Annotated in this window: 24 protein-coding genes; 14 read left to right on the plus strand and 10 right to left on the minus strand. The window is 72.3% G+C overall.

Annotated features, from left to right (window positions below; translation table 11 throughout):
• The first annotated feature begins 162 nt into the window (after positions 1-162).
• The gene (locus E1281_RS04090) at positions 163-2,337 is read left to right on the plus strand and encodes a bifunctional (p)ppGpp synthetase/guanosine-3',5'-bis(diphosphate) 3'-pyrophosphohydrolase (protein WP_131875806.1); all 2,175 of its coding nucleotides are present in this window, start codon (positions 163-165) and stop codon (positions 2,335-2,337) included.
• 25 nt (positions 2,338-2,362) lie between these two features.
• On the opposite strand, the gene aspS is transcribed toward E1281_RS04090, so the two are convergent.
• Genes aspS through E1281_RS04105 form a run of 3 tightly spaced genes read right to left on the minus strand, consistent with a single transcriptional unit; the run spans position 2,363 to position 6,183 of the window.
• Positions 2,363-4,153 carry an aspartate--tRNA ligase gene (aspS, locus tag E1281_RS04095; protein WP_131875769.1) on the minus strand — a complete coding sequence of 597 codons (1,791 nt, stop codon included), beginning with the start codon at positions 4,151-4,153 and terminating at the stop codon, positions 2,363-2,365.
• Positions 4,150-5,430 (minus strand): histidine--tRNA ligase, encoded by a 1,281-nt coding sequence (hisS, locus tag E1281_RS04100; RefSeq protein WP_131875770.1) that lies wholly within the window; start codon positions 5,428-5,430, stop codon positions 4,150-4,152. The genes aspS and hisS overlap by 4 nt, the downstream gene beginning before the upstream one ends.
• 9 nt (positions 5,431-5,439) lie before the next feature.
• Positions 5,440-6,183 (minus strand): MBL fold metallo-hydrolase, encoded by a 744-nt coding sequence (locus E1281_RS04105; protein ID WP_131875771.1) that lies wholly within the window; start codon positions 6,181-6,183, stop codon positions 5,440-5,442.
• 208 nt (positions 6,184-6,391) lie between these two features.
• On the opposite strand from E1281_RS04105, the gene E1281_RS04110 reads away from it, so the two are divergent.
• On the plus strand, positions 6,392-7,174 hold the full coding sequence (locus tag E1281_RS04110; RefSeq protein ID WP_131875772.1) for a peptidylprolyl isomerase: 783 nt from the start codon (positions 6,392-6,394) through the stop codon (positions 7,172-7,174).
• Between the two features lie 37 nt (positions 7,175-7,211).
• Entirely contained in the window at positions 7,212-8,483 is a 1,272-nt protein-coding gene (locus E1281_RS04115; protein WP_131875773.1) for a DUF349 domain-containing protein, read from the plus strand.
• On the opposite strand, the gene E1281_RS04120 is transcribed toward E1281_RS04115, so the two are convergent.
• From E1281_RS04120 to E1281_RS04135, 4 genes are all read right to left on the minus strand, one after another.
• Positions 8,480-9,046, minus strand: coding sequence for a TIGR03086 family metal-binding protein (locus tag E1281_RS04120; RefSeq protein WP_131875774.1), 567 nt, complete (start codon positions 9,044-9,046; stop codon positions 8,480-8,482). The two genes, E1281_RS04115 and E1281_RS04120, sit on opposite strands and share 4 nt — an antisense overlap.
• Positions 9,047-9,125: 79 nt before the next feature.
• On the minus strand, positions 9,126-9,758 hold the full coding sequence (locus E1281_RS04125) for a DUF305 domain-containing protein (protein ID WP_243716569.1): 633 nt from the start codon (positions 9,756-9,758) through the stop codon (positions 9,126-9,128).
• Entirely contained in the window at positions 9,755-10,390 is a 636-nt protein-coding gene (locus E1281_RS04130) for a DUF3105 domain-containing protein (RefSeq protein WP_131875775.1), read from the minus strand. Before E1281_RS04130 ends, E1281_RS04125 begins: the two co-directional genes overlap by 4 nt.
• Before the next feature lie 114 nt (positions 10,391-10,504).
• The gene (locus tag E1281_RS04135; RefSeq protein WP_131875776.1) at positions 10,505-10,960 is read right to left on the minus strand and encodes a hypothetical protein; all 456 of its coding nucleotides are present in this window, start codon (positions 10,958-10,960) and stop codon (positions 10,505-10,507) included.
• 255 nt (positions 10,961-11,215) lie between these two features.
• On the opposite strand from E1281_RS04135, the gene E1281_RS04140 reads away from it, so the two are divergent.
• The 7 genes from E1281_RS04140 (at position 11,216) to E1281_RS04170 (ending at position 18,583) form a co-directional block, all read left to right on the plus strand.
• Positions 11,216-12,478, plus strand: a complete 1,263-nt coding sequence (locus tag E1281_RS04140) for a replication-associated recombination protein A (RefSeq protein WP_243716575.1) — start codon at positions 11,216-11,218, stop codon at positions 12,476-12,478.
• A gap of 106 nt (positions 12,479-12,584) precedes the next feature.
• A complete protein-coding gene (locus E1281_RS04145; RefSeq protein WP_131875777.1) occupies positions 12,585-13,001 on the plus strand; it encodes a DUF948 domain-containing protein in 417 nt (138 codons plus the stop codon).
• The gene (locus tag E1281_RS04150) at positions 12,998-13,378 is read left to right on the plus strand and encodes a hypothetical protein (RefSeq protein ID WP_131875778.1); all 381 of its coding nucleotides are present in this window, start codon (positions 12,998-13,000) and stop codon (positions 13,376-13,378) included. The genes E1281_RS04145 and E1281_RS04150 overlap by 4 nt, the downstream gene beginning before the upstream one ends.
• Before the next feature lies 1 nt (position 13,379).
• Positions 13,380-16,049: an alanine--tRNA ligase gene (gene alaS, locus E1281_RS04155; RefSeq protein ID WP_131875779.1), complete on the plus strand. Its 2,670-nt coding sequence runs from the start codon at positions 13,380-13,382 to the stop codon at positions 16,047-16,049.
• Between the two features lie 43 nt (positions 16,050-16,092).
• On the plus strand, positions 16,093-16,551 hold the full coding sequence (gene ruvX / locus E1281_RS04160; RefSeq protein WP_131875809.1) for a Holliday junction resolvase RuvX: 459 nt from the start codon (positions 16,093-16,095) through the stop codon (positions 16,549-16,551).
• Positions 16,548-17,708 (plus strand): endolytic transglycosylase MltG, encoded by a 1,161-nt coding sequence (mltG, locus tag E1281_RS04165; RefSeq protein ID WP_131875780.1) that lies wholly within the window; start codon positions 16,548-16,550, stop codon positions 17,706-17,708. The genes ruvX and mltG overlap by 4 nt, the downstream gene beginning before the upstream one ends.
• Positions 17,709-17,722: 14 nt before the next feature.
• The gene (locus E1281_RS04170) at positions 17,723-18,583 is read left to right on the plus strand and encodes a shikimate dehydrogenase (RefSeq protein ID WP_131875781.1); all 861 of its coding nucleotides are present in this window, start codon (positions 17,723-17,725) and stop codon (positions 18,581-18,583) included.
• Positions 18,584-18,599: 16 nt separating this feature from the next.
• Here the strand turns inward: E1281_RS04170 and E1281_RS04175 are convergent, their stop codons facing one another.
• Positions 18,600-19,976, minus strand: a complete 1,377-nt coding sequence (locus E1281_RS04175; RefSeq protein ID WP_131875782.1) for a prenyltransferase/squalene oxidase repeat-containing protein — start codon at positions 19,974-19,976, stop codon at positions 18,600-18,602.
• Between the two features lie 146 nt (positions 19,977-20,122).
• Between E1281_RS04175 and E1281_RS04180 the strand changes: the two genes are divergently transcribed.
• A complete protein-coding gene (locus tag E1281_RS04180; protein ID WP_131875783.1) occupies positions 20,123-20,839 on the plus strand; it encodes an HIT domain-containing protein in 717 nt (238 codons plus the stop codon).
• Here E1281_RS04180 and E1281_RS04185 read toward each other — a convergent pair.
• Both E1281_RS04185 and E1281_RS04190 read right to left on the minus strand, forming a co-directional pair.
• Positions 20,815-21,753: a PfkB family carbohydrate kinase gene (locus E1281_RS04185; RefSeq protein WP_165958783.1), complete on the minus strand. Its 939-nt coding sequence runs from the start codon at positions 21,751-21,753 to the stop codon at positions 20,815-20,817. The two genes, E1281_RS04180 and E1281_RS04185, sit on opposite strands and share 25 nt — an antisense overlap.
• 11 nt (positions 21,754-21,764) lie before the next feature.
• Positions 21,765-22,259, minus strand: coding sequence for an NUDIX hydrolase (locus E1281_RS04190; RefSeq protein ID WP_131875785.1), 495 nt, complete (start codon positions 22,257-22,259; stop codon positions 21,765-21,767).
• 481 nt (positions 22,260-22,740) lie between these two features.
• On the opposite strand from E1281_RS04190, the gene infC reads away from it, so the two are divergent.
• The 3 genes from infC to rplT all read left to right on the plus strand — a co-directional run bounded on the left by infC (position 22,741) and on the right by rplT (position 24,124).
• Positions 22,741-23,289, plus strand: a complete 549-nt coding sequence (infC, locus tag E1281_RS04195) for a translation initiation factor IF-3 (RefSeq protein WP_131875786.1) — start codon at positions 22,741-22,743, stop codon at positions 23,287-23,289.
• A 192-nt stretch (positions 23,290-23,481) separates the two neighbouring features.
• A complete protein-coding gene (rpmI, locus tag E1281_RS04200) occupies positions 23,482-23,676 on the plus strand; it encodes a 50S ribosomal protein L35 (RefSeq protein WP_131875787.1) in 195 nt (64 codons plus the stop codon).
• 70 nt (positions 23,677-23,746) lie between these two features.
• A complete protein-coding gene (rplT, locus tag E1281_RS04205) occupies positions 23,747-24,124 on the plus strand; it encodes a 50S ribosomal protein L20 (protein WP_131875788.1) in 378 nt (125 codons plus the stop codon).
• Positions 24,125-24,127: the final 3 nt, after the last annotated feature.

Below are 24,127 nucleotides of genomic sequence, written 5' to 3' on the forward strand. Positions count from 1 at the left end.
GCGGACCCCGCGGATCCCGCGGAACCGGCACAGCCCGCCGGAGAACCCGCCGATCCGTCCCAGCCCGCCGTTCCGCCCAGGCCCACGCCGGCCACGATTCCACCGTCTGCCGCCCGGGTGCGCCGTAGGCTCGCCAGGTTGGGCGCCCAGCGCGGCCCCGCTATGAACCCGGTACTAGAACCACTGATCAAGACCGTCCGCAACACCCACCCCAAGGCGGACCTCCGGCTCATCGAGCGCGCCTACGACGTCGCCGCTCACCACCACCGCCACCAGAAGCGCAAGAGCGGCGACCCGTACATCACGCATCCCCTCGCCGTCGCCACCATCCTCGCCGAGCTCGGCATGAACACCGAGACGCTCTGCGCGGCGCTGCTGCACGACACCGTCGAGGACACCTCGTACACGCTCGACCAGCTCAGGGACGAGTTCGGCGACGAGATCGCCGCCCTGGTCGACGGCGTCACCAAGCTCGACAAGGTCAAGTACGGGGAGGCCGCCGAGGCCGAGACCGTCCGCAAGATGGTCGTGGCCATGTCCCGCGACATCCGCGTCCTGGTGATCAAGCTCGGCGACCGGCTGCACAACATGCGCACGCTGCGCTACATGCCGCGGCACAAGCAGGAGAAGAAGGCCCGCGAGACCCTGGAGGTGTTCGCGCCGCTCGCGCACCGCCTCGGGATGAACACGCTGAAGTGGGAGCTGGAGGACCTCGCGTTCGCCACGATGTACCCCAAGCGGTTCGACGAGATCGCCAGGCTGGTCTCCGAGCGCGCCCCGCGCCGCGACGTCCACCTGCAGGACGTGATCGAGTACGTCTCCACCGACCTGCGCGACGCGCGGATCAAGGCCACCGTCACCGGCCGGCCGAAGCACTACTACTCGATCTACCAGAAGATGATCGCGCGGGACGTCAGCTTCGACGACATCTACGACCTGGTCGGCATCCGGGTCCTCGTCGACAGCGTCCGCGACTGCTACGCCGCCCTCGGCACGATCCACGCGCGGTGGAACCCGGTCCCCGGCCGGTTCAAGGACTACATCGCGATGCCGAAGTTCAACATGTACCAGTCGCTGCACACGACGGTGATCGGCTCCGAGGGCAAGCCCGTCGAGCTGCAGATCCGCACCTGGGGCATGCACCGCCGCGCCGAGTACGGCGTCGCCGCGCACTGGAAGTACAAGGAGGAGACGGTCGGCGGCCGCAAGGCCGGTGACATGCAGTGGCTCCGCCAGCTCCTCGACTGGCAGAAGGAGACCGCCGACCCGGCGGAGTTCCTGGAGTCGCTGCGGTTCGACCTGTCGGTCTCCGAGGTGTTCGTGTTCACCCCGAAGGGCGACGTGATCGCGCTGCCGCAGGGCGCGACCCCCGTCGACTTCGCGTACGCGATCCACACCGAGGTCGGGCACCGATGTATCGGCGCCCGTGTCAACGGGCGGCTCGTCCCCCTCGAATCGACCCTCGACAACGGCGACACCGTCGAGGTCTTCACCTCCAAGTCGCAGGACGCCGGCCCGAGCCGCGACTGGCTCGGCTTCGTCAAGAGCGCCCGCGCCCGCAACAAGATCAAGCACTGGTTCTCCAAGGAGCGCCGCGACACCGCGATCGAGTCCGGCAAGGACGCCATCGCCCGCGCGATGCGCAAGCAGAACATGCCGCTGCAGCGGATGATGTCCGGTGAGGCCCTGCTCGCCCTCGCCCGCGACATGCGCTACCCGGACGTCTCGTCCCTGTACGCCGCCGTCGGCGAGAGCCAGGTCTCCGCGCAGCACGTCGTCCAGCGCCTCGTCGACGCGCTCGGCGGTGTGGAGAGCGCCGAAGAGGACCTCGCCGAGATCGCGTTGCCGACCCGCCGCAAGCGCACCCGTCCCGCGGGCGACCCCGGCGTCGTCGTCGCCGACGATCCCGACGTGTGGGTCCGGCTGTCGCGCTGCTGTACCCCCGTCCCGGGCGACGACATCGTCGGTTTCGTGACGCGCGGCCACGGCGTGTCGGTCCACCGCGCCGACTGCTCCAACATCGAGAGCCTGAAGGCGCAGCCCGACCGGCTGATCGACGTGAAATGGTCCCCGGGAGAGGACTCGGTCTTCCTGGTCGCCATCCAGGTCGAGGCCCTCGACCGTCCCCGGCTGCTGTCGGACGTGACCCGCGTGCTGTCCGACCAGCACGTCAACATCCTGTCGGCGTCGGTCACCACGACCCGCGACCGCGTCGCCGTCAGCCGCTTCACGTTCGAGATGGGCGACCCGAAGCACCTCGGCCACGTCCTGAAGGCCGTCCGCTCCATCGACGGCGTGTACGACGTGTACCGGACGACCAGCGGCGCCGCGCGGTAGCGCGCGGCGCCGCTGCTCGTCCCGGTCAGCCTCGGGCGGTCTCGTCCCCGCCCTCGGGGTCGGCGTCGACACCGGCCTCCGCGCGCTGCTGCGGCGTGATCGGCGTCGGCGCGGCGGTCAGCGGGTCGTAGCCGGACGCGGCCTTCGGGAAGGCGATCACGTCGCGGATCGAGTCCTGCCGGGCCAGGAGCATCACGATCCGGTCCCAGCCGAACGCGATGCCGCCGTGCGGGGGCGGGCCGAACTTGAACGCCTCCAGCAGGAACCCGAACTTCGACTCCGCGTCGTCCTTCGACATGCCCAGCACGTCGAACACCCGCTGCTGCATCTCCGCGCGGTGGATGCGCAGGGACCCGCCGCCGATCTCCGTGCCGTTGAGGACGAGGTCGTAGGCGTTGGCGAGCGCGCCGCCCGGGTCGTCCTGGAAGGTGGCCGCGAACTCCGGCTTCGGCGCGGTGAAGGGGTGGTGGACGGCGGTCCAGCCGACGTGCTCGCCCTTGGCGTCCTCGACCGGCTCGAAGACCGGCGCGTCGACGACCCAGACGAACTTCCACGCCTTCTCGTCGATCAGCTCGCGTCGGCGGCCGATCTCCAGCCGGGCGGCGCCGAGGAGTTCCTGCGCGGCGTGCCGCTTCCCGGCGCCGAAGAAGATCGCGTCGCCGATGCCCGCGCCGGTCGCGGCGGCCAGCCCCTCCTTCTCGGTGTCGGACAGGTTCTTGGCGACGGGGCCGCCGAGCGTCCAGTCCTCCTGGACGAGCACGTACGCCAGGCCGCGGGCGCCGCGGGCCTTGGCCCAGTCCTGCCAGCCGTCCAGCTCCTTGCGGGTCTGGGCCGCGCCGCCCGGCATGACGACCGCGCCGACGTACGGCGCCTGGAACACGCGGAACGACGTGCCGGCGAAGTACTCGGTCATGTCGGTCAGTTCCAGGCCGAACCGCAGGTCGGGCTTGTCCGAGCCGTACCGCGCCATCGCGTCGGCGTAGGTGATGTGGGGGATGGGCCGGGGGATCTCGTACCCGTCGATCTCCTTCCAGAGCCGGGCGACGAGGTCCTCGGCGACCGTGAGGACATCGTCCTGGTCGGCGAACGACATCTCGATGTCGATCTGGGTGAACTCCGGCTGCCGGTCGGCGCGGAAGTCCTCGTCCCGGTAGCAGCGGGCGATCTGGTAGTAGCGCTCCAGCCCGCCGACCATGAGCAGCTGCTTGAACAGCTGGGGCGACTGCGGCAGCGCGTACCAGTGGCCCGGCTGGAGCCGGACGGGGACCAGGAAGTCGCGGGCGCCCTCGGGCGTCGACCGGGTCAGCGTCGGGGTCTCGACGTTGACGAACCCGTGCTCGCGCATCACCTCGTGCGTCAGGAACGACGCCTCGGACCGGATCTTCATGGCCCGCGCGACGGCGTCGCGGCGCAGGTCCAGGTACCGGTACCTGAGCCGGATCTCCTCGTTGACGTTGACGTCGCCCTCGATGGGGAACGGCAGGGGCGCCGCGTCCGACAGCACCTCGATGTCGGTGGCGGCGACCTCGATGTCCCCGGTGGGCAGCTCGGGGTTCTCGTTGCCCTCCGGCCGGACGCGCACCTCCCCGACGACCTTCACGCAGAACTCCGCGCGCAGGTCGTGCACTCCGTGCATGACACCGCCCGAACCCACCTCCTCCTCGCGGAACACGACCTGCGCGGTGCCGGACGCGTCGCGCAGGTCGATGAACGTGACACCGCCGTGGTCGCGGCGGCGGCCGACCCACCCGGCCAGCGTGACCTGCTGCCCGGCGTGCTCCCTGCGGAGCGTCCCCGCCTCGTGCGTGCGGATCATTTGGAGAGCCTTTCCTTCAACGTCGTGACGATGGCGGTGAGCGGGACGGCAGTCTGCTCGCCCTCGGCCAGATCCTTGACCTGGGCGACGCCGTCCGCGATATCTCGCTCCCCGAGGATCACGGCGTAGCGGGCGCCGGAGCGGTCCGCGTCCTTCATGGCGCCCTTCAGCTTCTTGCCGCCGAACGCCATGTCGGCGGCGATCCCGGCCCGGCGCAGCTCGTCGACCATCGCGAACATGCGGCGCTCGGCGGTGTCGCCGAGCGCGACGCCGAACGCCTCGCAGCGCGGCCGGACGGTGAACGCGGCGCCCGGCTCCCGCTGCGACTCGGCCTCGATCGCCAGGATGGTGCGGTCCAGGCCGAGGCCGAACCCGATGCCGGGCAGCGCGGGGCCGCCGATGTCCTCCGACAGCCCGTCGTAACGGCCGCCGCCGCCGATGCCGGACTGGGCGCCGAGCAGCGGGTGGTCGAACTCGTAGGTCGTCCGGGTGTAGTAGTCCAGGCCGCGGACGAGCGTGGGGGTGTCCTCCCAGGCGATGCCGAGATCGGCGAGCAGCCCGCGGACCCGGTCGTGGTAGGCCTTGCAGGCCGGGCACAGGTGGTCGGCCATCAGCGGGGCGCCCGCGAGCCGGTCCCGCACCTGCGGGCGCTTGTCGTCCAGCACCCGCAGCGGGTTGATCTCGACGCGGGCGCGGGTGTCGTCGTCCAGGTCCAGGCCGCGCAGGAAGTCCTGCAGCAGGGCGCGGTAGGCGGGACGGCACTCCTTGCAGCCCAGGGAGTTCAGCAGCAGCCGCACCCGCGTCAGCCCGAGCGAGCGGTACCAGTTCCACGCGATCGCGATCGTCTCCGCGTCGACCCGCGGGTCCTCGCTGCCGATCGCCTCCAGGTCGAGCTGGTAGAACTGCCGGTAACGGCCCTGCTGGGGACGTTCGGCGCGGAACGCGGGCCCGGTCGTCCACACCTTCACGGGCAGCGCGCCCTTGTGGAGGTTGTTCTCCAGCACCGACCGCAGCACCGAGGCGGTGAACTCGGGACGCAGCGTCAGCGACCGGCCGCCGCGGTCCTCGAACGTGTACATCTCCTTGGACACCACGTCGGTGGACTCGCCGACGCCCCGCCTGAACAGGTTGGTGTCCTCGAAGACGGCCAGCTCCAGGTAGCCGTAGCCGGCCAGCCTCGCCTGCTCGGCGAACGCCTCCCGGATGGCATAGAAGAGGTCCGCGCGCGGCGGAACGTATTCACTGACCCCCTTGGGGGCCCGGAAGCTCGAACTCATCTCTCAGGCTCAGAATCCCTTGCCGGGGCCGTCCGCCGGCGTCAGATCCGAGTCATTCAGGGGGGACGACCCCCCTGCCCCCCCCGACGAAAGCTCGGAGAGGAACGGATTCGTCGCGCGCTCGCGGCCGATTGTGGTCTGCGTCCCGTGGCCGGGCAGGACGGCCGTCTCGTCGGGCATGCCGAGGCACACCCGGGACAGGCTCGCGAGGATCTCCTCGTACGATCCGCCCGGCAGGTCGGTGCGCCCGATCGAGCCGGCGAACAGCAGGTCCCCGGTGAACATCACGTCCGGGAGCTCCTGTGTCTTCGGCGTCCGGAAGGTCACCGACCCGGGCGTATGGCCCGGCGCGTGGTCGACGGTGAAGCTCAGCCCGGCCAGCTCCAGCGCCGCCCCATCGGCCAGCTCCTTCACATCGTCCGGCTCGGCCAGTTCCAGGCCGCCGAACAGCTCCTGGCCGGGGCCCAGCGACAGCCCCTTCGCCGGATCGGTGAGCAGGTCGCGGTCGTCCGGATGGATGTAGGCGGGGACGTCCTTGGCGCCGCAGACCGGCGCCACCGACCAGACGTGATCGATATGACCGTGCGTCAGCAGCACCGCGACCGGCTTCAGCCGGTGCTCGCGCAGGATCTCCTCGATCCCGCCCTCGGCGTCCTGGCCGGGATCGACGATCACGCATTCCTCACCCGCGGCGGGCGCCACGACGTAGCAGTTCGCGGCGAAAGATCCGGCGGGGAACCCGGCGACGAGCACGGTCGTCCTTCCTTAGAACCATCTCGGGTGGGCCTGTCCGAGGGTACCGGCGCGGCCGCGGACACCGCGAACGAGATGCGGCCGCCGTGTCGCGCGCCGGGGGGCGGAAGCGCTCCCTGAGCGCTACCTGAAAGCGGAGACGCGTGTACTCGCCGGTACCGCTACTATGCGCTGCACGTTCACCTGATCACAGCGGAGGAGCAGCCACGTGGCGGCGAAGGACCGCAAGAAGCAGCTCGCGCGGCAACGCTACGAGCGCCAGGAGCAGCGGCGGGCCCAGGCGGCGGCGAAGGCGCGCCGCGTCAAGATCATAGGCTCGGCCGCCGCGGTCGGGGCGATCGTCGTCGGCGGCGCGGCGATCGTCGCGTTCACCGGCAAGGACGACGAGTCCGATGCCGGCGCGACGGCCTCCGCCACCCCCCAGGCCAAGCCCGGGGAGTGCGCCTACAAGGAGGCATCGGTGCCGGGGGCTCCCAAGGACCTCGGGACCCCGCCGGTGAAGCCCGTCCACAAGGGCACGGTGAAGTCGACCGTCAAGACCAACCACGGCAACGTCGTGATCCAGCTGGACGGCAAGAACGCGCCCTGCACCGTGAACTCCTTCGCGTTCCTCGCTGAGGAGAACTTCTACGACAAGAGCGACTGCCACCGGCTGACCAGCGGCGGGCTGAACGTCCTGCAGTGCGGCGACCCCACCGGCGAGGGCGCGGGCGGGCCCGGGTACCAGTTCGCCAACGAGAACACCGAGGGCGCCGAGTACACGGCGGGCACGCTCGCCATGGCGCACAGCCAGCTCCCGGATTCCAACGGCAGCCAGTTCTTCATCGTGTACGAGGACTCGGACCTCCCCCCCGACTACACGGTGTTCGGGAAGGTCACCAAGGGGCTGGACGTGGTGAAGGAGATCGCCAAGGCCGGCTCGGAGCCCAAGGGGGACGGCGAACCCAAGAAGAAGGTCACGATCCGGGACGTCTCGATCGCCGGGAAATAGGCGAACGGGATACTAAGGTGTGGAGGGTCCGGTGGCCATGAGCAGATCCGGATTCGCGATTCAGGAGGCAAGGGTGTCCAGCGCGACCGATCCCTGGGGCCGGGTGGACGAGGACGGCACCGTGTACGTCACGACGTCCGAGGGCGAGCGCGTCGTCGGATCCTGGCAGGCCGGCGCACCCGAGGAGGCCCTGGCCTACTTCAAGCGGAAGTACGACGCGCTCGTCACCGAGATCGGCCTGCTCGAACAGCGGGTCCGCACCACCGACCTGCAGCCCGCGCAGGCGCAGCAGAGCATCGACCGGCTCCGCGACGCCGTCGCCGAGGCGCACGCGGTCGGCGACCTCGACGCCCTCGGGCGGCGGCTGGACACGCTCACCGAGCAGGTCGGGCGGCGCCGCGAGGAGGTCAAGGCCCAGCGCGAGCAGCACCGCCACGAGGCCCGCGAGGTCAAGGAGCGGATCGTCGCCGAGGCCGAGCGGATCGCGGTCGAGGAGACCCACTGGAAGAACGGCGGCGAGCGGCTGCGCCAGCTCGTCGAGGAGTGGAAGGCCGCCGACCGCATCGACCGGCCCACCGAGACGGCCCTGTGGAAGCGGCTGTCGGCCGCCCGCAACGCCTTCACCAAGCGGCGCAAGGTCTACTTCGCCACCCTGGACGACCAGCGCGAGGAGTCCCGCAAGGAGAAGGAGCGCCTGGTCGCCGAGGCCGAGTCGATGTCCGGGTCCACCGACTGGGGCGAGACGGCCGCCGCGTACCGCGACCTGATGCGGCGCTGGAAGACGGCCGGCCGCGCCTCCCGGGACGCCGAGGAGGACCTCTGGGCCCGCTTCAAGGGCGCCCAGGACACGTTCTTCCAGGCCCGCAGCGCCGCGTTCGCCGAACGCGACGCCGAGTTCCGCGTGCACGCCGAGGAGAAGGAGAAGATCCTCGCCGAGGCGGAGCGGCTGCTGCCCGTCAAGGACGTCCGCCAGGCCAGGCAGGCGCTGCGCGGCGTCCAGGAGCGCTGGGAGGCCGCCGGCATGGTCCCCCGCGACCAGCGCGACCGCCTCGAAGGCCGGCTCCGCAAGATCGAGGAGGCCGTCCGCGCCGCCGAGGAGAACGAGTGGCGGCGCACCAACCCCGAGGCCCGCGCCCGCGCCGAGGCCACGGTCACCCAGCTGCGCAGCTCCATCGAGCAGCTGGAGAAGCGCCTCGCCAAGGCCCGTGACGCCGGCCGCGAGAAGGACGTCAGGGAGTCCGAAGAGGCCCTGGCCGCCCGCCGGGCCTGGCTCGAAGAGGCCGAACGGACTCTCGCCGAGTTCTCCTAGCCGACGGTTCTGCCGAGGAAGGCGAGCATCCGGGTCTGCTCGTCCGCGCCTCTCGGGGCCGGCCGCGGCGGGGCCAGGCGGCCCGCGGCCCGCAGCGGGGCGGCGACGACCTGGGCGGTCGCGAACGCGTGGTGGACGAGGTCGGGGTCGAGGCGGGACGGCTGGCCCGTCGCCCGCGCCAGGTCCCAGGCGTGCACCAGCGGCTCCAGGATGTAGCCCTCCAGGTAGTCGCTCAGCGGCAGGTCGCCCAGCCCCCCGAACGGGACGGGGCGGCTCAGCGTGTCCGGGCTGAGAGCGGCGGCGCACTCCTTGCGGGCGGCCCGCCAGGCCATCAGGACGTCGCCCGGGACGAAGCGCGCCGGGTCGCGGGCGACGTCGGGCTCGGGCTCCCCGCCGGCCAGCGCCAGGATCAGGTACTGCCCGCCGGTCACGTGGCCGGCGACGTCCCTGGCGGTCCACCCCTCGCAGGGCGACGGCGCGTCCCAGCCGTCCGGGGGAGCGCCGGCCACCAGGCCCTCGAAGAGGTCGAGGGCCCGGTGGTAGCCGCTGAGGTTCTGAGCCATGGTGGCCAGTGACGCGCGATACGGCCGCCGTGTCAAGCGCTATCGCGAAGGTCGCCTCCCGGTCCTCCGGGGCGGCGCGTCAGGCCGAGGGGGCTCCCCGCTCGCGGAGCATCGTGTTCATCAGCTTGATCTCCGCCTGCTGGCCGTCCACCATCGTGCGGGCGAGCCGGCGCACCCGGTCGTGGCCGGTGAGGGCGAGCACCGCCTCCGCCATGCCGACCCCTCCCCGGTGGTGCGCGGTCATCAGGCGCAGGTACGTCACCTCGGCGTCGCGGCCGGACGCCTTCTCCAGCCCGGCGAGCTGCTCGCGGGTGGCCATGCCCGGCATCGAGGCCGGCCCGCGCGCGCTCCCGCCGTCGTGGCCCGCGTGCCCGGACATCCAGCGCATGGCGCCCGCCGGGTCGGCCTTGGGCAGCGCCCATTCGTCCAGCCAGGCGGTCATCATGCCGATCTGCGTCGACTGGGTGTTGATGATGTCGTAGGCCAGCAGCCGGACGTCGCGGTCGTCGGTCCGGTCCCTCACGATGAACGACATCCGCACCGCCTGGGCGTGGTGGGCGCTCATGTCGCGGGCGAACCCGGGTTCGGGGTCGTTCGTACCCGGCCGGTCCGAACCGGACATGGTCACGGCCACCAGCGCCACGCCGGCGAGGAGGACGAGGCCCGCGAGGACGACGGTGATCCGCCGCCCCCGGGGCGTCTCGTCGCTCACGGGGTGTCCTTCGCGCCGTCACAGGCGGCACCGGGCTCCGGCGTCTGCGGGCCCTTGACGAAGGCGCGCAGGAACTCGTCCACGCGCGGGTCGGACGCGTCCTGGAGCTTGACCTGCTTGCCCCACGCGCTGAGCGCGATCGGGGCGTCCAGCGACGGGTACGGGCTCATGAGCGTGTAGTCGGTGCCGGTGACCTTGGCCTTGAGCGCCTCGACCTGGCCGGCGGCGAGGCCCGGCCGGTAGGTGATCCAGACGGCGCCGTGCTCCAGGGAGTGCACGGCGTTCTCGTTGCGCAGCGGCGCGTCGTAGACGCGGCCGTTGCAGTTCTGCCAGGCGGCGTCGTGCTCGCCGCCCATCGGTGGCTCGGTCTCGTACTCGACGCTGCCGGTGACGTGGTCGCGGCTCAGGTCGTCCTTCGTGACCAGGCCGTCGATGGACGACTCGTCGGCGGTCGACCGGGACTGCATGAACGCGAAGCCGATGGCGACGAAAGCCACCATGCCGATCACGGTGAAGAAGGCGATGGTGCCCCACGGCACCTGCGACCGGGTGAGCGCGTTCTTGCCGCGGGTGCTGCTGTTACGGGAGTTGCTGCTGGTGCGGGCGTTCCTGTTGCGTGCGCTCTTGGACATGGAGAGCAGGTCCTCTCGTTGCTGTGGCTGGCTGTGGGAGACGAGGGCAGCGCCATGCCGCGGTGACCGCCGCCGGCGCGTCGTGGCGATGCGTGCGGCCTTGCGGCCGGTCTCCTACAGCCGGAGCACCTGGAGGGAGGGCCGGAGCACCCAGACGTGCGCGGCGCCGGAGGGGACGGCGAGGATCCAGCCGGCGCGGGCGGGCAGGCGGAAGACCGCGCGCCCGGGGCCGGCGGCCAGTCCGAGCAGGAAGAGGGTGAACAGCGCGGCCAGGCACATGCTCGCGTGCGCCGGTCCGTGCGGCGGCTCGTCCACCGGGGCCGTGCCGGCGAGGCCGTGGAGCCCCTGGAGCGGCGAGACCGCGGTCTCCGGCGCCTGGTGGCCGCCGGGGGACTGGTGGCCGCCGAAGGACCACACGGTGCTGAGCGGCGCGTTCACGGCGTGCTCGGTGCACACGCGCGGCACGGGCGCGTGCCCCAGCCCGTAGCTGAAGATCAGCCCGCCCACGACGAAGAGGATCGCGAGCAGCCCGGCCAGCCCGTGCCGCCGGCGGGGGGTCGTACCGGACACCGTCACGCTCCTGATTCGTGCCTGTCGGGCTGTTCCAACGCGACAGCCGGCCCGGAGGTTCCCGCACCGCCGGACGGCCGGGATGTCCGTGGCGGGAGATAGTGTCGGAGCGTGACCAGCTGGGCGGAATCAGGCGAGCCGGAGGGCCTCTTCGACGCACCGGCGCCGGCGCGGACGGCTCCCGGCGGCGCCGGGTCCCCGCCTTCCCCCGCCGTGTCCGGGGCGGGAGGCGCCGAGCAGCCCCTCGCGGTGCGGATGCGCCCCCGCTCGCTGGACGAGGTCGTCGGCCAGGGCCACCTGCTCGGCCCGGGCACCCCGATCCGCCAGCTCGTCGACCGGGACGTGCCGATGTCGCTCGTCCTGTGGGGGCCGCCGGGCACCGGCAAGACGACGCTCGCCACCGTCGTCAGCCTCGTCACCTCCAGGCGGTTCGTGGAGATCTCCGCGGTCAGCGACGGCGTCAAGCGCGTCCGCGCCGAGATCGACCTGGCCAGGCGCGAGCTGGGCATGACGGGGCGGCAGACCGTCCTGTTCGTCGACGAGGTCCACCGGTTCAACAAGGCGCAGCAGGACGCGCTCCTGCCCGCCGTGGAGAACCGCTGGGTCTCCTTCATCGGCGCCACCACCGAGAATCCGTTCTTCTCCGTCATCAGCCCGCTGCTGTCGCGCTCGCTGCTGCTCACCCTGGAGCCGCTCGGCGACGACGACCTGCGCGAGGTGATCCACCGGGCGCTAGCCGAGGAGCGCGGCCTGGACGGCGCGGCCGGCCTCGACCCCGCCGCCGAGGACCACCTCATCCGGCTGGCCGGCGGCGACGCCAGGCGCGCCCTCACCTACCTGGAGGCCGCGTCTCTGGTGGTCGACGACGGCGGCGTGATCGACGCCGACGTCCTGGAGAAGGCCGTCGACCGGGCCGCCGTCCGCTACGACCGCGAGGGCGACCAGCACTACGACGTCATCAGCGCGTTCATCAAGAGCATCCGCGGCAGCGACGTCGACGCCGCGCTGCACTACCTGGCCCGCATGATCGAGGCCGGGGAGGACGCCCGGTTCATCGCGCGGCGGCTGATCGTCCACGCCAGCGAGGACGTCGGCATGGCCGACCCGACCGCCCTGCAGACCGCGGTCGCCGCGGCGCAGGCGGTGGAGTTCGTCGGCCTTCCCGAGGCGCGCATCAACCTCGCCCAGGCGGTGATCCACCTGTCCCTGGCACCCAAGTCCAACGCGGTGATCACGGCGGTGGACGGGGCGCTCGGCGACGTGCGCAAGGGGCTCGCCGGGGCCGTCCCCGGGCACCTGCGCGACGCGCACTACAAGGGCGCGGCGAAGATCGGGCACGGGGAGGGCTACAAGTACGCGCACAACCATCCCGGCGGCGTGGTCAGGCAGCAGTACGCCCCCGACTCGGTGGACGGGCGGGAGTACTATCGCCCGACCAGGCACGGCGCCGAGTCGCGGTTCACCGAAGTCCTCGCGCGGATCCGCTCGGTTCTGCGCGGTACCGCGGACCGCCGCTGACCGGGTCCCGCCGGGCCGATGCTCCCGCCACGCGGGCCGGTTGACCGGTAAGGTCTGTCACGCCATGCCCGGCCCCGAGGCCGAACTCACGCGAACGGAAAGCCTGATGCTCACTGGTGGACAGCTGGCAGGTCTCATCGTGGCGGTGTTCTGGGCGGTGCTCGTCTCGTTCATCGCGCTCACCCTGCTGAAGCTCTCGCGCCTCCTCGGCGAGGCGACCAAGGTCGTCCATGACATCGGCGACCAGGCGGGACCGCTGATGGACGACATGACCCGGACGGTGAACCGCGCCAACGAGCAGCTCGGCCGCACCGACGTCATCACCAAGCAGGTCGCCGGCGTCACCCAGAACGTCTCGGCGGTCACCACGGTCATGACCTCGGTGGTGGGCGGCCCGCTGGTGAAGGCCGCCGCGTTCTCCTACGGGGTCCGCAAGGCCCTCGGCGGCCGCGACGGCGACGAGCGTCCGGAGTCCGGCCGGCCGCAGCTTCAGGCCCGCTCCACGGGCAAGGGGCGCAGATGAGGCGGCTGTTCTGGATCTCCGTCGGCGCGGGCGCCGGCGTCTACGCCTCGCACCGCGTCAAGCGCCGCGTCGAGCGGATCGCCCGCGCCTGGTCGCCGGAGGGGGTCGCGGCGCGGGCCGTGTCCACCGGGCAGGGCGCGAGTGATCGATTGAGGCACTTCGCCTCGGATGTGCGTACAGAGATGCGTGCGCGTGAAGAGGAACTGCGGGAGGCCGTCCGCATGGACCGGTCCCCGCCGGACGCCGAGCTGCCCGGACTCCGGGGCCCCGGGGCCCGCCGGGTGCTCAAGGCGCGTTACACGATCATCGATGACGCCGGCGCCGGCGATGTCCGGTCCGGCAACGACAGAGACGACAACGACAAGGATGGCCACTGATATGGAGTCGGCAGAGGTCGCACGCCGCTTCCTTACGTTCTTCGAGGAGCGCGGGCACCTGGTGGTCCCCTCGGCGAGCCTGGTCGCCGAGGACCCGACCCTGCTGCTGGTCAACGCCGGCATGGTCCCGTTCAAGCCGTACTTCCTCGGCCAGCGCACCCCGCCGTCCCAGCGGATGACCAGCGCGCAGAAGTGCGTGCGGACGCCGGACATCGAGGAGGTCGGCAAGACCACCCGGCACGCCACGTTCTTCCAGATGCTGGGGAACTTCTCCATCGGCGACTACTTCAAGGAGCAGGCGATCCCGTTCGCCTGGGACCTGCTGACCAGGCCGCGGGCCGAGGGGGGCTTCGGGTTCCCGGAGCACAGGCTGTGGGTCACCGTCTACCACGACGACGACGAGGCCCGGAGCATCTGGCACGACAAGGTCGGCGTCCCCCTCGACCGCATCCAGCGGCGCGGCATGGAGGACAACTTCTGGTCGATGGGCGTCCCCGGCCCGTGCGGCCCCTGCTCGGAGATCTACTACGACCGCGGCCCCGAGTACGGCCGCGAGGGCGGCCCGGTCGCCGACGAGGACCGCTACCTGGAGGTGTGGAACCTCGTCTTCATGCAGTTCGAGCGCGGACCGGGCGACGGCAAGGCCGACTTCCCGATCCTCGGCGACCTGCCCTCCAAGAACATCGACACCGGCATGGGCCTGGAGCGCATGGCGGCGATCCTGCAGGGCGTCGACAACATCTACGAGACCGACACCCTGTGGCGGGTCCTGGACCGGGCCGCCGAGCTGACCGGCTCCGGGTACGGCCGCGACGACCGCTCCGACGTGTCGCTGCGCGTCGTCGCCGACCACGTCCGCAGCGGGACGATGATGGTCGCCGACGGCATCCGCCCGGCCAACGAGGGCCGCGGGTACGTGCTGCGCCGCATCCTGCGCCGCTCCATCCGCAACCTGCGGCTCCTCGGCGGCCAGGACGCCGGCCTGATGCACGAGCTGACCGCCGTCGCGATCACGGCGATGGGCGAGCAGTACCCTGAGCTCGTGCGCACGGCGGCGAACATCCACACGGTCATCGACGCCGAGGAGGACTCCTTCCTCCAGACGCTGCGGACCGGCACCGCCATCTTCGACACGGCCGTCGAGGAGGCCAGGCGGTCCGGCGGCCGGGCGCTGGCGGGCGACCAGGCGTTCAAGCTCCACGACACCTACGGCTTCCCGATCGACCTCACGCTGGAGATGGCGTCCGAGCAGGGCCTCCAGGTCGACGAGGAGGGGTTCCGGCGGCTCATGCGCGAGCAGCGCGAGCGCGCCAAGAAGGACGCCCGCGACAAGCGCACCGGCAACCTGGACGTCTCCGTCCTCGACGAGCTGCTCACCGGCGCGGGCGGCGAGGTCGACTTCATCGGCTACGGCCACCTGCGCGGCGACGCCAGGCTCATCGGCCTGCTGGTCGGCGGCGCCAGCGCGCCGGCGGCGGGGGAGGGAACCGAGGTCGAGGTCGTCCTCGACCGCACCCCCTTCTACGCCGAGGGCGGCGGCCAGCTCGCCGACCACGGCCTGATCAGGCTGGGCAACGGCGCCGTCGTCGAGGTGACCGACGTGCAGGCGCCCCTGCCGGGCCTCATCGTCCACCGCGGGCGCGTCCGCAGCGGCGAGGCGCAGGCGGGCGACTCCGCGCACGCCGAGGTCGACACCGAGCGGCGCCGCGCGATCTCCCGCTCGCACACCGCGACCCACATGGTGCACGCCGGGTTCCGCCGCGCGCTCGGCGAGTCCGCGGCCCAGGCCGGGTCGGAGAATTCGCCCGGCCGGTTCCGGTTCGACTTCACCGCGTCCGGCGCCGTCCCCGTGAGCGTGCTCCGCGAGGTCGAGGACGAGGTCAACGAGGTGCTGGTCGGCGACTTGGACGTCCGGGCGTTCCACACCTCGATCGACGAGGCCCGCGCGATGGGCGCGCTCGCCCTGTTCGGCGAGAAGTACGGCGACGAGGTCCGCGTCGTCGAGGTCGGCGACTACTCCCGGGAGCTGTGCGGCGGCACCCACGTCGCCCGCTCCGGGCAGCTCGGGCTGATCAAGGTGCTGGGCGAGTCGTCGATCGGCGCCGGCGTCCGCCGCGTCGAGGCCCTCGTCGGGATCGACGCGTTCCGGTTCCTGGCCCGCGAGAGCGTCCTGGTCGCCCAGCTCGCGGAGCAGATGAAGGCGCGCAAGGAGGAGCTGCCCGAGCGCGTCTCCGGCATCGTCGCCCGGCTCCGCGACGCCGAGAAGGAACTGGACAAGCTCCGTTCGCAGCAGGTCCTCGCCGCCGCCGGGGCGCTCGCCGGCGACGCCGTGGACATCGGCGGCATCGCGTTCGTGGGCCACCACGCCCCCGGCGGCACCGGCGCCGACGACCTGCGCAAGCTCGCCGTCGACATCCGGGGCAGGCTCATCGCCCGGCCCGCCGTCGTCATGGTCACCGGCGTGCCGAAGGACCGTCCCGTCGTGGTCGTGGCCGTCACCGAGGGCGCGCGCGAGCGCGGTCTCAAGGCGGGCGCGCTCGTCGGCCTGGCGGCCAAGGCGCTCGGCGGAGGAGGCGGTGGCAAGGACGATCTCGCCCAGGGCGGCGGCGCCGACCCGGCCGCCGTCGGCGAGGCGCTGGAAGCCGTCGAACACGCAGTAGGGGCCGCGTGATCCCCGCACATCGGGGTAAGCGACCGGGGGCGAGGCCATGAGCATGAGGCAGGGCGTCCGGTTGGGAATTGATGTGGGGAGTGTGCGGGTCGGGGTCGCGCGGTGCGACCCCGGCGGGATTCTCGCGTCTCCTCTGGAGACCGTGAAGAGCGGCAAAGGAGACATCGACCGGCTCGTGGCCCTCGTCGCCGAGCATGAGGCGATCGAGGTGGTCGTGGGACTGCCGACCTCGCTGTCGGGCCGGGAGGGCCCGGCGGCGGAGGCGGCGCGCAGGTTCGCGGCCAGGCTCGCGGACCGCCTCCCCCCGGAGACGGTCCGGCTGCACGACGAGCGGCTCACGACCGTCACGGCCGAAAGCGGCCTGCGGGCCGGAGGCGTGCACGGCCGGGCACGGCGCAAGGTGGTCGACCAGGCCGCCGCGGCGGTCCTGCTGCAGGCGGCGCTCGACGCGGAAAGGTTGACCGGCAGCCCCCCAGGAGAGATCGTCCGGGGGAGCTCATGAACGATTTGGACCTCTTCTCAGATCCGTACGGCGACGGGCCGCCGCCGGAGGAGCGCTTCAGCAGGAAGGACCGGCGGCGCACCCGCAAGCGGCAGAGGCGGCGCAGGCGCAACGGCCGGGCCGCGGCCCTGTTCGCGATGGCGTTCCTGGTCGCGGTGTTCGGGACCGGCGGCGTGCTGGGGTACGCGTGGCTGGACGACAAGTGGAACCCGCCGGACTACGCCGGCAAGGGCACCGGGAATGTCACGGTCCAGATCAAGGACGGAGCCACCGGCGCGGGGATCGGCAGGGCGCTGGAGGAGCACGAGGTGGTCAAGAGCCACCGCGCGTTCGTGAAGGTCTACAACAAGGAGACGCGCGCCCCCAGCATCCAGCCGGGCTTCTACCAGATGCGGCTGAAGATGTCGTCCGCGGCGGCGATGGCGCTGCTGCTGGACCCGAAGTCGCGGGCCGGCAACCAGATCACGATCCCGGAGGGGCGGCGGGCCATCGAGGTCTTCGAGCTGCTGGAGAAGAAGACCGGGATCGCGGCGAAGGAGTTCGAGGCGGCCGCGAAGAAGCCGGCGGAGCTCGGGCTGCCGCAGTACGCGAAGGGCAAGGTGGAGGGCTACCTCTACCCGGGCCGCTACGACCTCGACCCCAACGGGTCGGCGGCGCAGATCCTCAAGCAGATGGTGTCCCGCTTCAACGCCGAGGCATCGAGCTACGGTCTCGCCGGCAAGGCGCGCGAAGCGGGGATGAACCCGGGGACCGTCGTCACGCTGGCCAGCCTGATCCAGGCCGAGGGCGCCAGGCCCAGCGACCTGCCGAAGGTCTCCCGGGTCATCTACAACCGGGTGGAGAAGGACATGCCGCTCCAGTTCGACAGCACGGTGGTGTACGCGCTCGGCAAGCGGACGCTCACGGTCACCAACGAGGACCTCAAGTACGACTCGCCGTACAACACCTACAAGTACCGGGGACTGCCGCCGGGGCCGATCGGCAACCCGGGGCACGCGGCGATCGAGGCGGCGCTGGAGCCGAAGAAGGGGACGTGGCTGTTCTTCGTCACCACCGACCCGGACCGCAAGATCACCAAGTTCGCCACGACCTACGACCAGCAGCTGGAGCTGGAGAAGGAGTTCCGGGCCTGGCAGAAGGCGAACCCGGGCAACTGAACGAGGAAGTGGCAGTGGGGGAGACGGGCCGCCGGGCCGCGGTGCTGGGGTCGCCGGTCGCGCATTCGCTGTCGCCGGTCCTGCACCGGGCGGCGTACGGCGCGATGGGCCTGGACGGATGGTCCTACGAGGCGATCGAGTGCGGTGAGGAGGACTTTCCCGGCCTCCTCGGCGCTCTCGGTCCCGAGTGGGCGGGGCTGTCGCTGACCATGCCGCTCAAGCGCGCCGCGCTGGACCTGGTCGACGCGGTGTCGGACCTGGCGGTGAAGGTCGGCGGCGTCAACACGGTCGTGCTGCGGGACGGGCGGCGCCACGGCGACAACACCGACGTCCACGGCATCGTGACGGCGCTGACCGAGGCGGGCGTGAAGCCCGTCCCGCCGCACGGCGGAACGCCCGCGCTGGTGCTGGGCGGCGGTGCCACGGCGGCGTCCGCCCTGGCCGCGCTCGCCGCGCTCGGCATGGAGGAGGCGGTGCTCGCGGTGCGGACGCCGGAACGCGCCTCCGAGGCGGCGGAGGCCGGGGTGAGGTTCGGGCTCGCGGTCCGGGTCGTGACGCTCGACCGGGTCGCCGCGCACCTGCCCGCCGGACTGGTGGTCTCGACGCTCCCGGGACGGGCGGCGGACGCCCTCGCCGAGCCCGTCGCCCCCGCGGGCGCGGCCCTGTTCGACACGGTGCTGTTCGACGTGGTGTACGCGCCGTGGCCCACGGCGCTCGCCACGGCGGTCGGGCGGGCCGGCGGGACGGTCGTCGGCGGTTTCGAGATGCTGCTGCACCAGGCCGTCCGGCAGGTGGCGCTGATGACCGGCCGCGACGACGTGCCGGTGGAGGCGATGCGTGCCGCGGGCGAGGCGGAGCTGTCCCGCCGCGCCTGATCACCTGATCGCCGCTTCAGGGGCCTGCCGGAGGCGGAGCGCGCGGCGGGCGGCGCCGCTTCACCGACTCGTCGATGCTGGTGAGGATGACCGGCAGGATCACGCTGAGCCAGAAGTCCTTCCAGCCCCACGCGCCGAGGGCGACGCCGAACGCGCTGCCGGCGCACACCAGGGCCAGCAGGAGCGCGGCCCAGTGGCGCCGCGCCAGGGCCACCGGATCGACGAGCCGGCGGTGCGGCAGCAGCGCCGCCAGCGGGAGTTCCCGCGCATGGCCGAGCTGCACGACCGTCGCGTCCGGCAGCCAGTGCAGCACGTCGGCGTCCCCCGCGATCCGGGTCCGGGCCAGCGCGACCAGCGTCTCCAGCCGCCACCAGAGCGTCCACAGCGAGGTGCGGCCGCCGCCCGGCGGGCCATTCCAGCGCGGGTCGGCGACCTCGCCGCGCACCAGGGTCCGGAACGCGCGGGCGACGGCCGGTCCGTGCGGTCCGCGCGGGTCCCGCAGCAGCGCGGTGAGCGCGACCGGGAGGCCGTAGTGCCAGAGGGCGAGCCGCCACACCGGCTTGGAGCCGGTGCCGTGCGGGGAGACGTCGTAGGTCTCGATCCACGTGTGGTCGTCGTCCGGGTCGAGGTGCTCCAGCAGCCAGTCGTAGGCGTCCAGCAGCCGCTCGGTCCGCAGGTCCGGCCGCGCCTCCGCCAGCGTCACCAGCGCGAACGCGGTGTGGGTGACGGTGGGCCGGGACGCCTGCGTCGGTCCCCAGCCGGGCCGGTGCGCGGTGCGGTCGGCGGTCAGCCACTCCACGCCCCGGTCGACCGCCGGGTCGTAGGGGTTGAGCTGGCTGAGCGCGCGGAGCGCCAGGCACGTCAGCCACACCCGGGACCGGCAGCCGTGCAGGGAGCCCCAGCCGCCGTCGGCGTTCTGGTTGCGCACCAGCCACAGGTAGGCGCGCCTGAGGTCGGGCGCGTCGTCGCGCAGGCCGCAGCGGGCGCGGGCGAGGAACCGCGCGATCCAGCCGGTGGCCTCCACGACCGGCATGCCGAGGCTGGTCTTGGTGGCCCAGCCGCCGTCCAGGAGTGCGTCGGCGGAGTTCGTCTGCCGCGCGGCGAGGAGGGCGAGGCCCTCGTCGAAGTACTCGAACGGGCGGCCCGCCTCGGCGAACGCCAGCAGCCCGAGGGCCGTCGCGGTGGTGCCCGGCTCGGGGCGGGACAGCTCGTGGTACCAGCCGCCGCCCGAGCCGAGAGCGGGCGCGTAGGTGTCGCGCAGCACGTCCAGCGATTCGGTCAGCCGGGTCTGCAGGACCGCCATGTCGATGGCGGGGACGTCGGCGGGCCCGGACGCGGCGGCGGGACGTTCGGCGCGGGGGGCCGGTGCGGGGAGAGGAGGTGTCTGATTCACGATGTCGCCTTCTGTGCCCCTTTATGCCCGCAAGGCCAGACTTTGTACCTTATGGGTTCTATGTCGGTATCCGTTGATGTACAGATCGCCGGTGCCGGGCATCGTGGAACGAGAGTGGTCCCGCGGTCCGTGGTGCTGGAGGAGGCTTGGCCGAGCCGACGGTGTGGAGCGAGCCCGGTCCCGAGTGCGTGCTGTGCCCGCCCCTGCGGTTCCGGTTCAACGCCATGGCCGGCCTGCCGGGGGAGACGGGCGTCATCGCGCGCGACGCGGCCTTCCTCCTGATGCCGGACGTCGCGCCGCTGGCAGAGGGACACGTGCTCCTGGTGACACGCGAGCACCACCAGTGCGCCGGGGCGTTCGGCCGCGCCATGTGGGAACGCGCGATGTCATGGCGTGACCGCGTCGCCCGCCTCTACCGCGAGGCGTACGGGGACGGCGCGCTGCTGCTGTTCGAGCACGGTCCGGCGAGCGCCCAGGGCGGCGGCGCCTGCATCGACCACGCGCACTGGCACCTGCTCCCGGGAACGCACGGCGTCCGGGCGGTGGTGGAGCAGCAGGGCCTTCCCGGAGCGCCCGCCGGCCACACCGCGCTGCGGGCGTACTTCCGCACCGGCCGCTCCTACCTCCTGATAGAGGAGGACGGCGTCGCGACGGTCCACCCCGGCGACGGTGTGCGGAGCCAGTTCCTGCGCTGGGCCGTCACCGCGGGCGCGGGCGACGAGACGTGGCGCTGGCAGGAGACGTTCGGGCTCCCCGGCAGCAGGCGCCGGTTCCTGCGCACGCTCCGGGCCCTGCGCGCGGCGGTGGGGCCCGAGGCGGAGGCGGTCCCGCGCGGCGGTCACGTCCCCGAGAGCCACCAGTAGAGCTCGGACGCCGCGAGCCGGTCGCCGAAACCGGCGCGCTCGACACCGTCGCCGTATCCGGTGGGGTATTCCAGCAGCAGCCGTCCCCGCCGGTACGCGATCACCCGCTCCAGCGCGGTGGCGCCGAAGCGCAGGAGCCACAGCGGCCGGCCGGGCACCGCGCGGTCCAGTTCCGGCAGCAGCCCCCGCACCTCGTGCCCGCCGTCCGGTACCGGCCGGCCGAGCAGCCGCGCCAGCGTGGGCGCCTCGGAGATGACCGCGTCGGCGAGCGCGAGCACGGGGAGCACGGCCCCGGCCGGGAGCCGCGCGTCGATGTCGTGGGGGACGAGGTCGAACGCGACCCGCGTCCCCGCGTCACGGGCCGTCCGTGCCGCCGCGCGCAGCGCCTCCCGCGAGACCGGGGACAGCAGCGAGTACCCGTCGGTGACCAGCACGTCCGCGGCCCCGATCCCGGCCGCCGCCGCGCGGACCTCCGGCTCGGTGAGGCGGCGGCCCGGCGGGTCGTCCTGGACGACCAGGAGCCGGGCGCCCCGCCCGCCCCCGCGCGGCCGGTCGCGCAGCATCACCGCGACGCCGTTGGCCGTGCCGGGCTCGACGCGCAGGTGGTCGTCCGCGCCGATCCGCCGCAGCTCCCGGCGGATCACCGGCGTGAAGTCGTCGTCCCCGACCTTTCCCAGCACGCCGACCCGGCTGAAGTAGCGCGTCGCGCAGCGGGCCAGGTTGACGGCCGTCCCCGCGACCATGGCCCGTGCCGGGGCGTAGGAGAGACGGTCGGCGTCCAGTTCGGTGAACCGGACGTCCGGCAGCGAAGCGCGGATCTCGATTCCCACGTCCCCGATGACGAAGAGTCCGAAGCGGCGCTCGTCCGCGCCCTCCAGGCCCGGCCACTGCACGGGCGTCCGGGGTGCGGCCATGTCGCGGCCGCTCAGCGCGGCGGGACGAGGAAGGCCCGGATCACCGGACGCAGGCTCGGGATGAGGTCGTAGGCGTGGAGCTCGTCGAGCGGCACCCATGCGCATTCGTCGAGATGGTCGCCCGCGTCCTGGTTCTCCAGGCCGGCGTCCAGCGTGAGCGGCCGGCAGCGGCGCGCGGCCGCCACGACGCGCACCCGCCCCCGCTGGGCCGGGGCCGCCCGGTCGGGCATGAACCATTGCCAGAGATGGAACGCCGCGCCCGGGTCGATCTTGAGGCCGACCTCCTCCCAGACCTCCCGGCGGATGTGGTCGTCCAGGTCCAGGTCGTCCTCCTCCAGACGCCCGCCGGGGACCTCCCAGCGGCCCGGATGGAACGGGTCGGACGCGGACTTGCGGACCAGCAGGAGCCGTCCGCCGGAAACGATGAACGCCTTCTGGGCGAACGCCAGCCTGATCGGCGACAAGGCGGTGAGGGGGCCGGCCATGCCGGCCTCGACCGAGGGCATCGCGGGAACTACCTCCCTGGTGCCGGCCGCACCGGGCCGTCTTCGCTCCACCGTAACAAGCCCGGACCGCCGTGCCGAGAGCGCAGGACCCGGGAATGCGCGTGCGCCCCGATCCGTTGACGAGGGTGGCGTACCTCACGAGGCTCCTCGGAACGCCTGAAAGGATGCGTTCCGTAGCGCGCCGCACCTTGCCAGGTGGTACTCTTGGTGGCTGACCGGCCCTGTGCACGCGACCCGCAGCGGTGGCGCGCACCGGGCGCTCAAGCGGAGGCCACCTCCCACCTGACCGGCCAGTGAGGCCGGTGGGTCCTCGGTCCGGCGAACGGGCGCATGGCGCTCGTCCCGTCGTCGTCCCCGGGCGGCACTGCCGTCCAGGGAGACCGAAGGTGGCCCCGTGCGTGAGTCGTGCGGGGCTTTTCTTGTGGAAGCCTCGGGGTACGACCGGTCCCACAAAGCTTGAGAACGGCCCCAAGGAGGTCCCATCAGCGCCGAACCGCGTATCAACGACCGCATTCGCGTGCCCGAGGTCCGGCTCGTCGGCCCGAACGGCGAACAGGTGGGCATCGTGCCCATCGCCAAGGCCCTTGAAATCGCGCGTGAGTCGGACCTCGACCTCGTCGAGGTGGCGCCCACCGCGCGTCCGCCCGTCGCCAGGCTCATGGACTACGGCAAGTTCAAGTACGAGTCCGCGATGAAGGCGCGTGAGGCGCGGAAGAACCAGGCGCACACGGTCATCAAGGAGATCAAGCTCCGCCCGAAGATCGACCCGCACGACTACGAGACCAAGAAGGGTCACGTGGTGCGGTTCCTGAAGGCCGGGGACAAGGTGAAGGTCACGATCATGTTCCGTGGTCGCGAGCAGTCCCGCCCCGAGCTCGGCTACCGGCTGCTGCAGAGGCTCGCCGACGACGTCGAGGAGCTCGGCTTCGTCGAGTCGCGGCCCAAGCAGGACGGCCGGAACATGATCATGGTGATCGGTCCGCACAAGAAGAAGACGGCCCGCGGGCAGGAGGCCGAGACCACCGCCTGAACGGCCGTCCGGGGCCGCCCGCGGCGGTCCCGACTCCGCGACCTCGCGCAGAGCGGGGTCGCGGCGCACGTACATTGAAGCCTGACCTGGCGCGTCCACGGACACGTTCGCGGAGCCCCCGTGTGATGCGCCGATCAGGCGCGCCCCCGCGCGTCCGCACGGGGGCCGGGAACGAGGGAGACGACGGCGACCATGCCGAAGACCAAGACCCACAGCGGTGCCAAGAAGCGCTTCAAGCTGACCGGCTCCGGCAAGGTGATGCGCCGCCGCGCCAACAAGAACCACCTGCTCGAGCACAAGCCGTCCAAGCGGACCCGGCGGCTCGACGGCCCGGCCGTGGTGGCCGAGGCCGACGCGAAGAACATCAAGAAGCTGCTGCGCAAGTAGCACTCGACCTGCACTATCAGCGACCGGCCGAGGTCGGCATGGCCCCGGCCCCCACGAAGGAGTTCAGCACGTGGCACGCGTGAAGCGGGCGGTCAACGCCGCCAAGAAGCGTCGGGTCGTCCTGGAGCGGTCGAGCGGCTACCGCGGTCAGCGTTCGCGCCTGTACCGCAAGGCCAAGGAGCAGCAGCTCCACTCGATGACGTACGCGTTCCGGGACCGCAAGGACCGCAAGGGCCAGTTCCGCCGGCTGTGGATCCAGCGGATCAACGCCGCGGCCCGCGCCAACGGCATCACCTACAACCGGTTCATCCAGGGGCTGAAGGCCGCCGAGATCGAGGTCGACCGCCGCATGCTCGCCGAGCTGGCCGTGAACGACGCGCCCGCGTTCGCCGCCCTGGTCAAGGTCGCCAAGGACGCGCTTCCCGCCGAGGGCTCGGAGGCGGCCTGACCC

Source organism: Actinomadura sp. KC345, assembly GCF_004348515.1.
Lineage (GTDB): Bacteria > Actinomycetota > Actinomycetes > Streptosporangiales > Streptosporangiaceae > Spirillospora.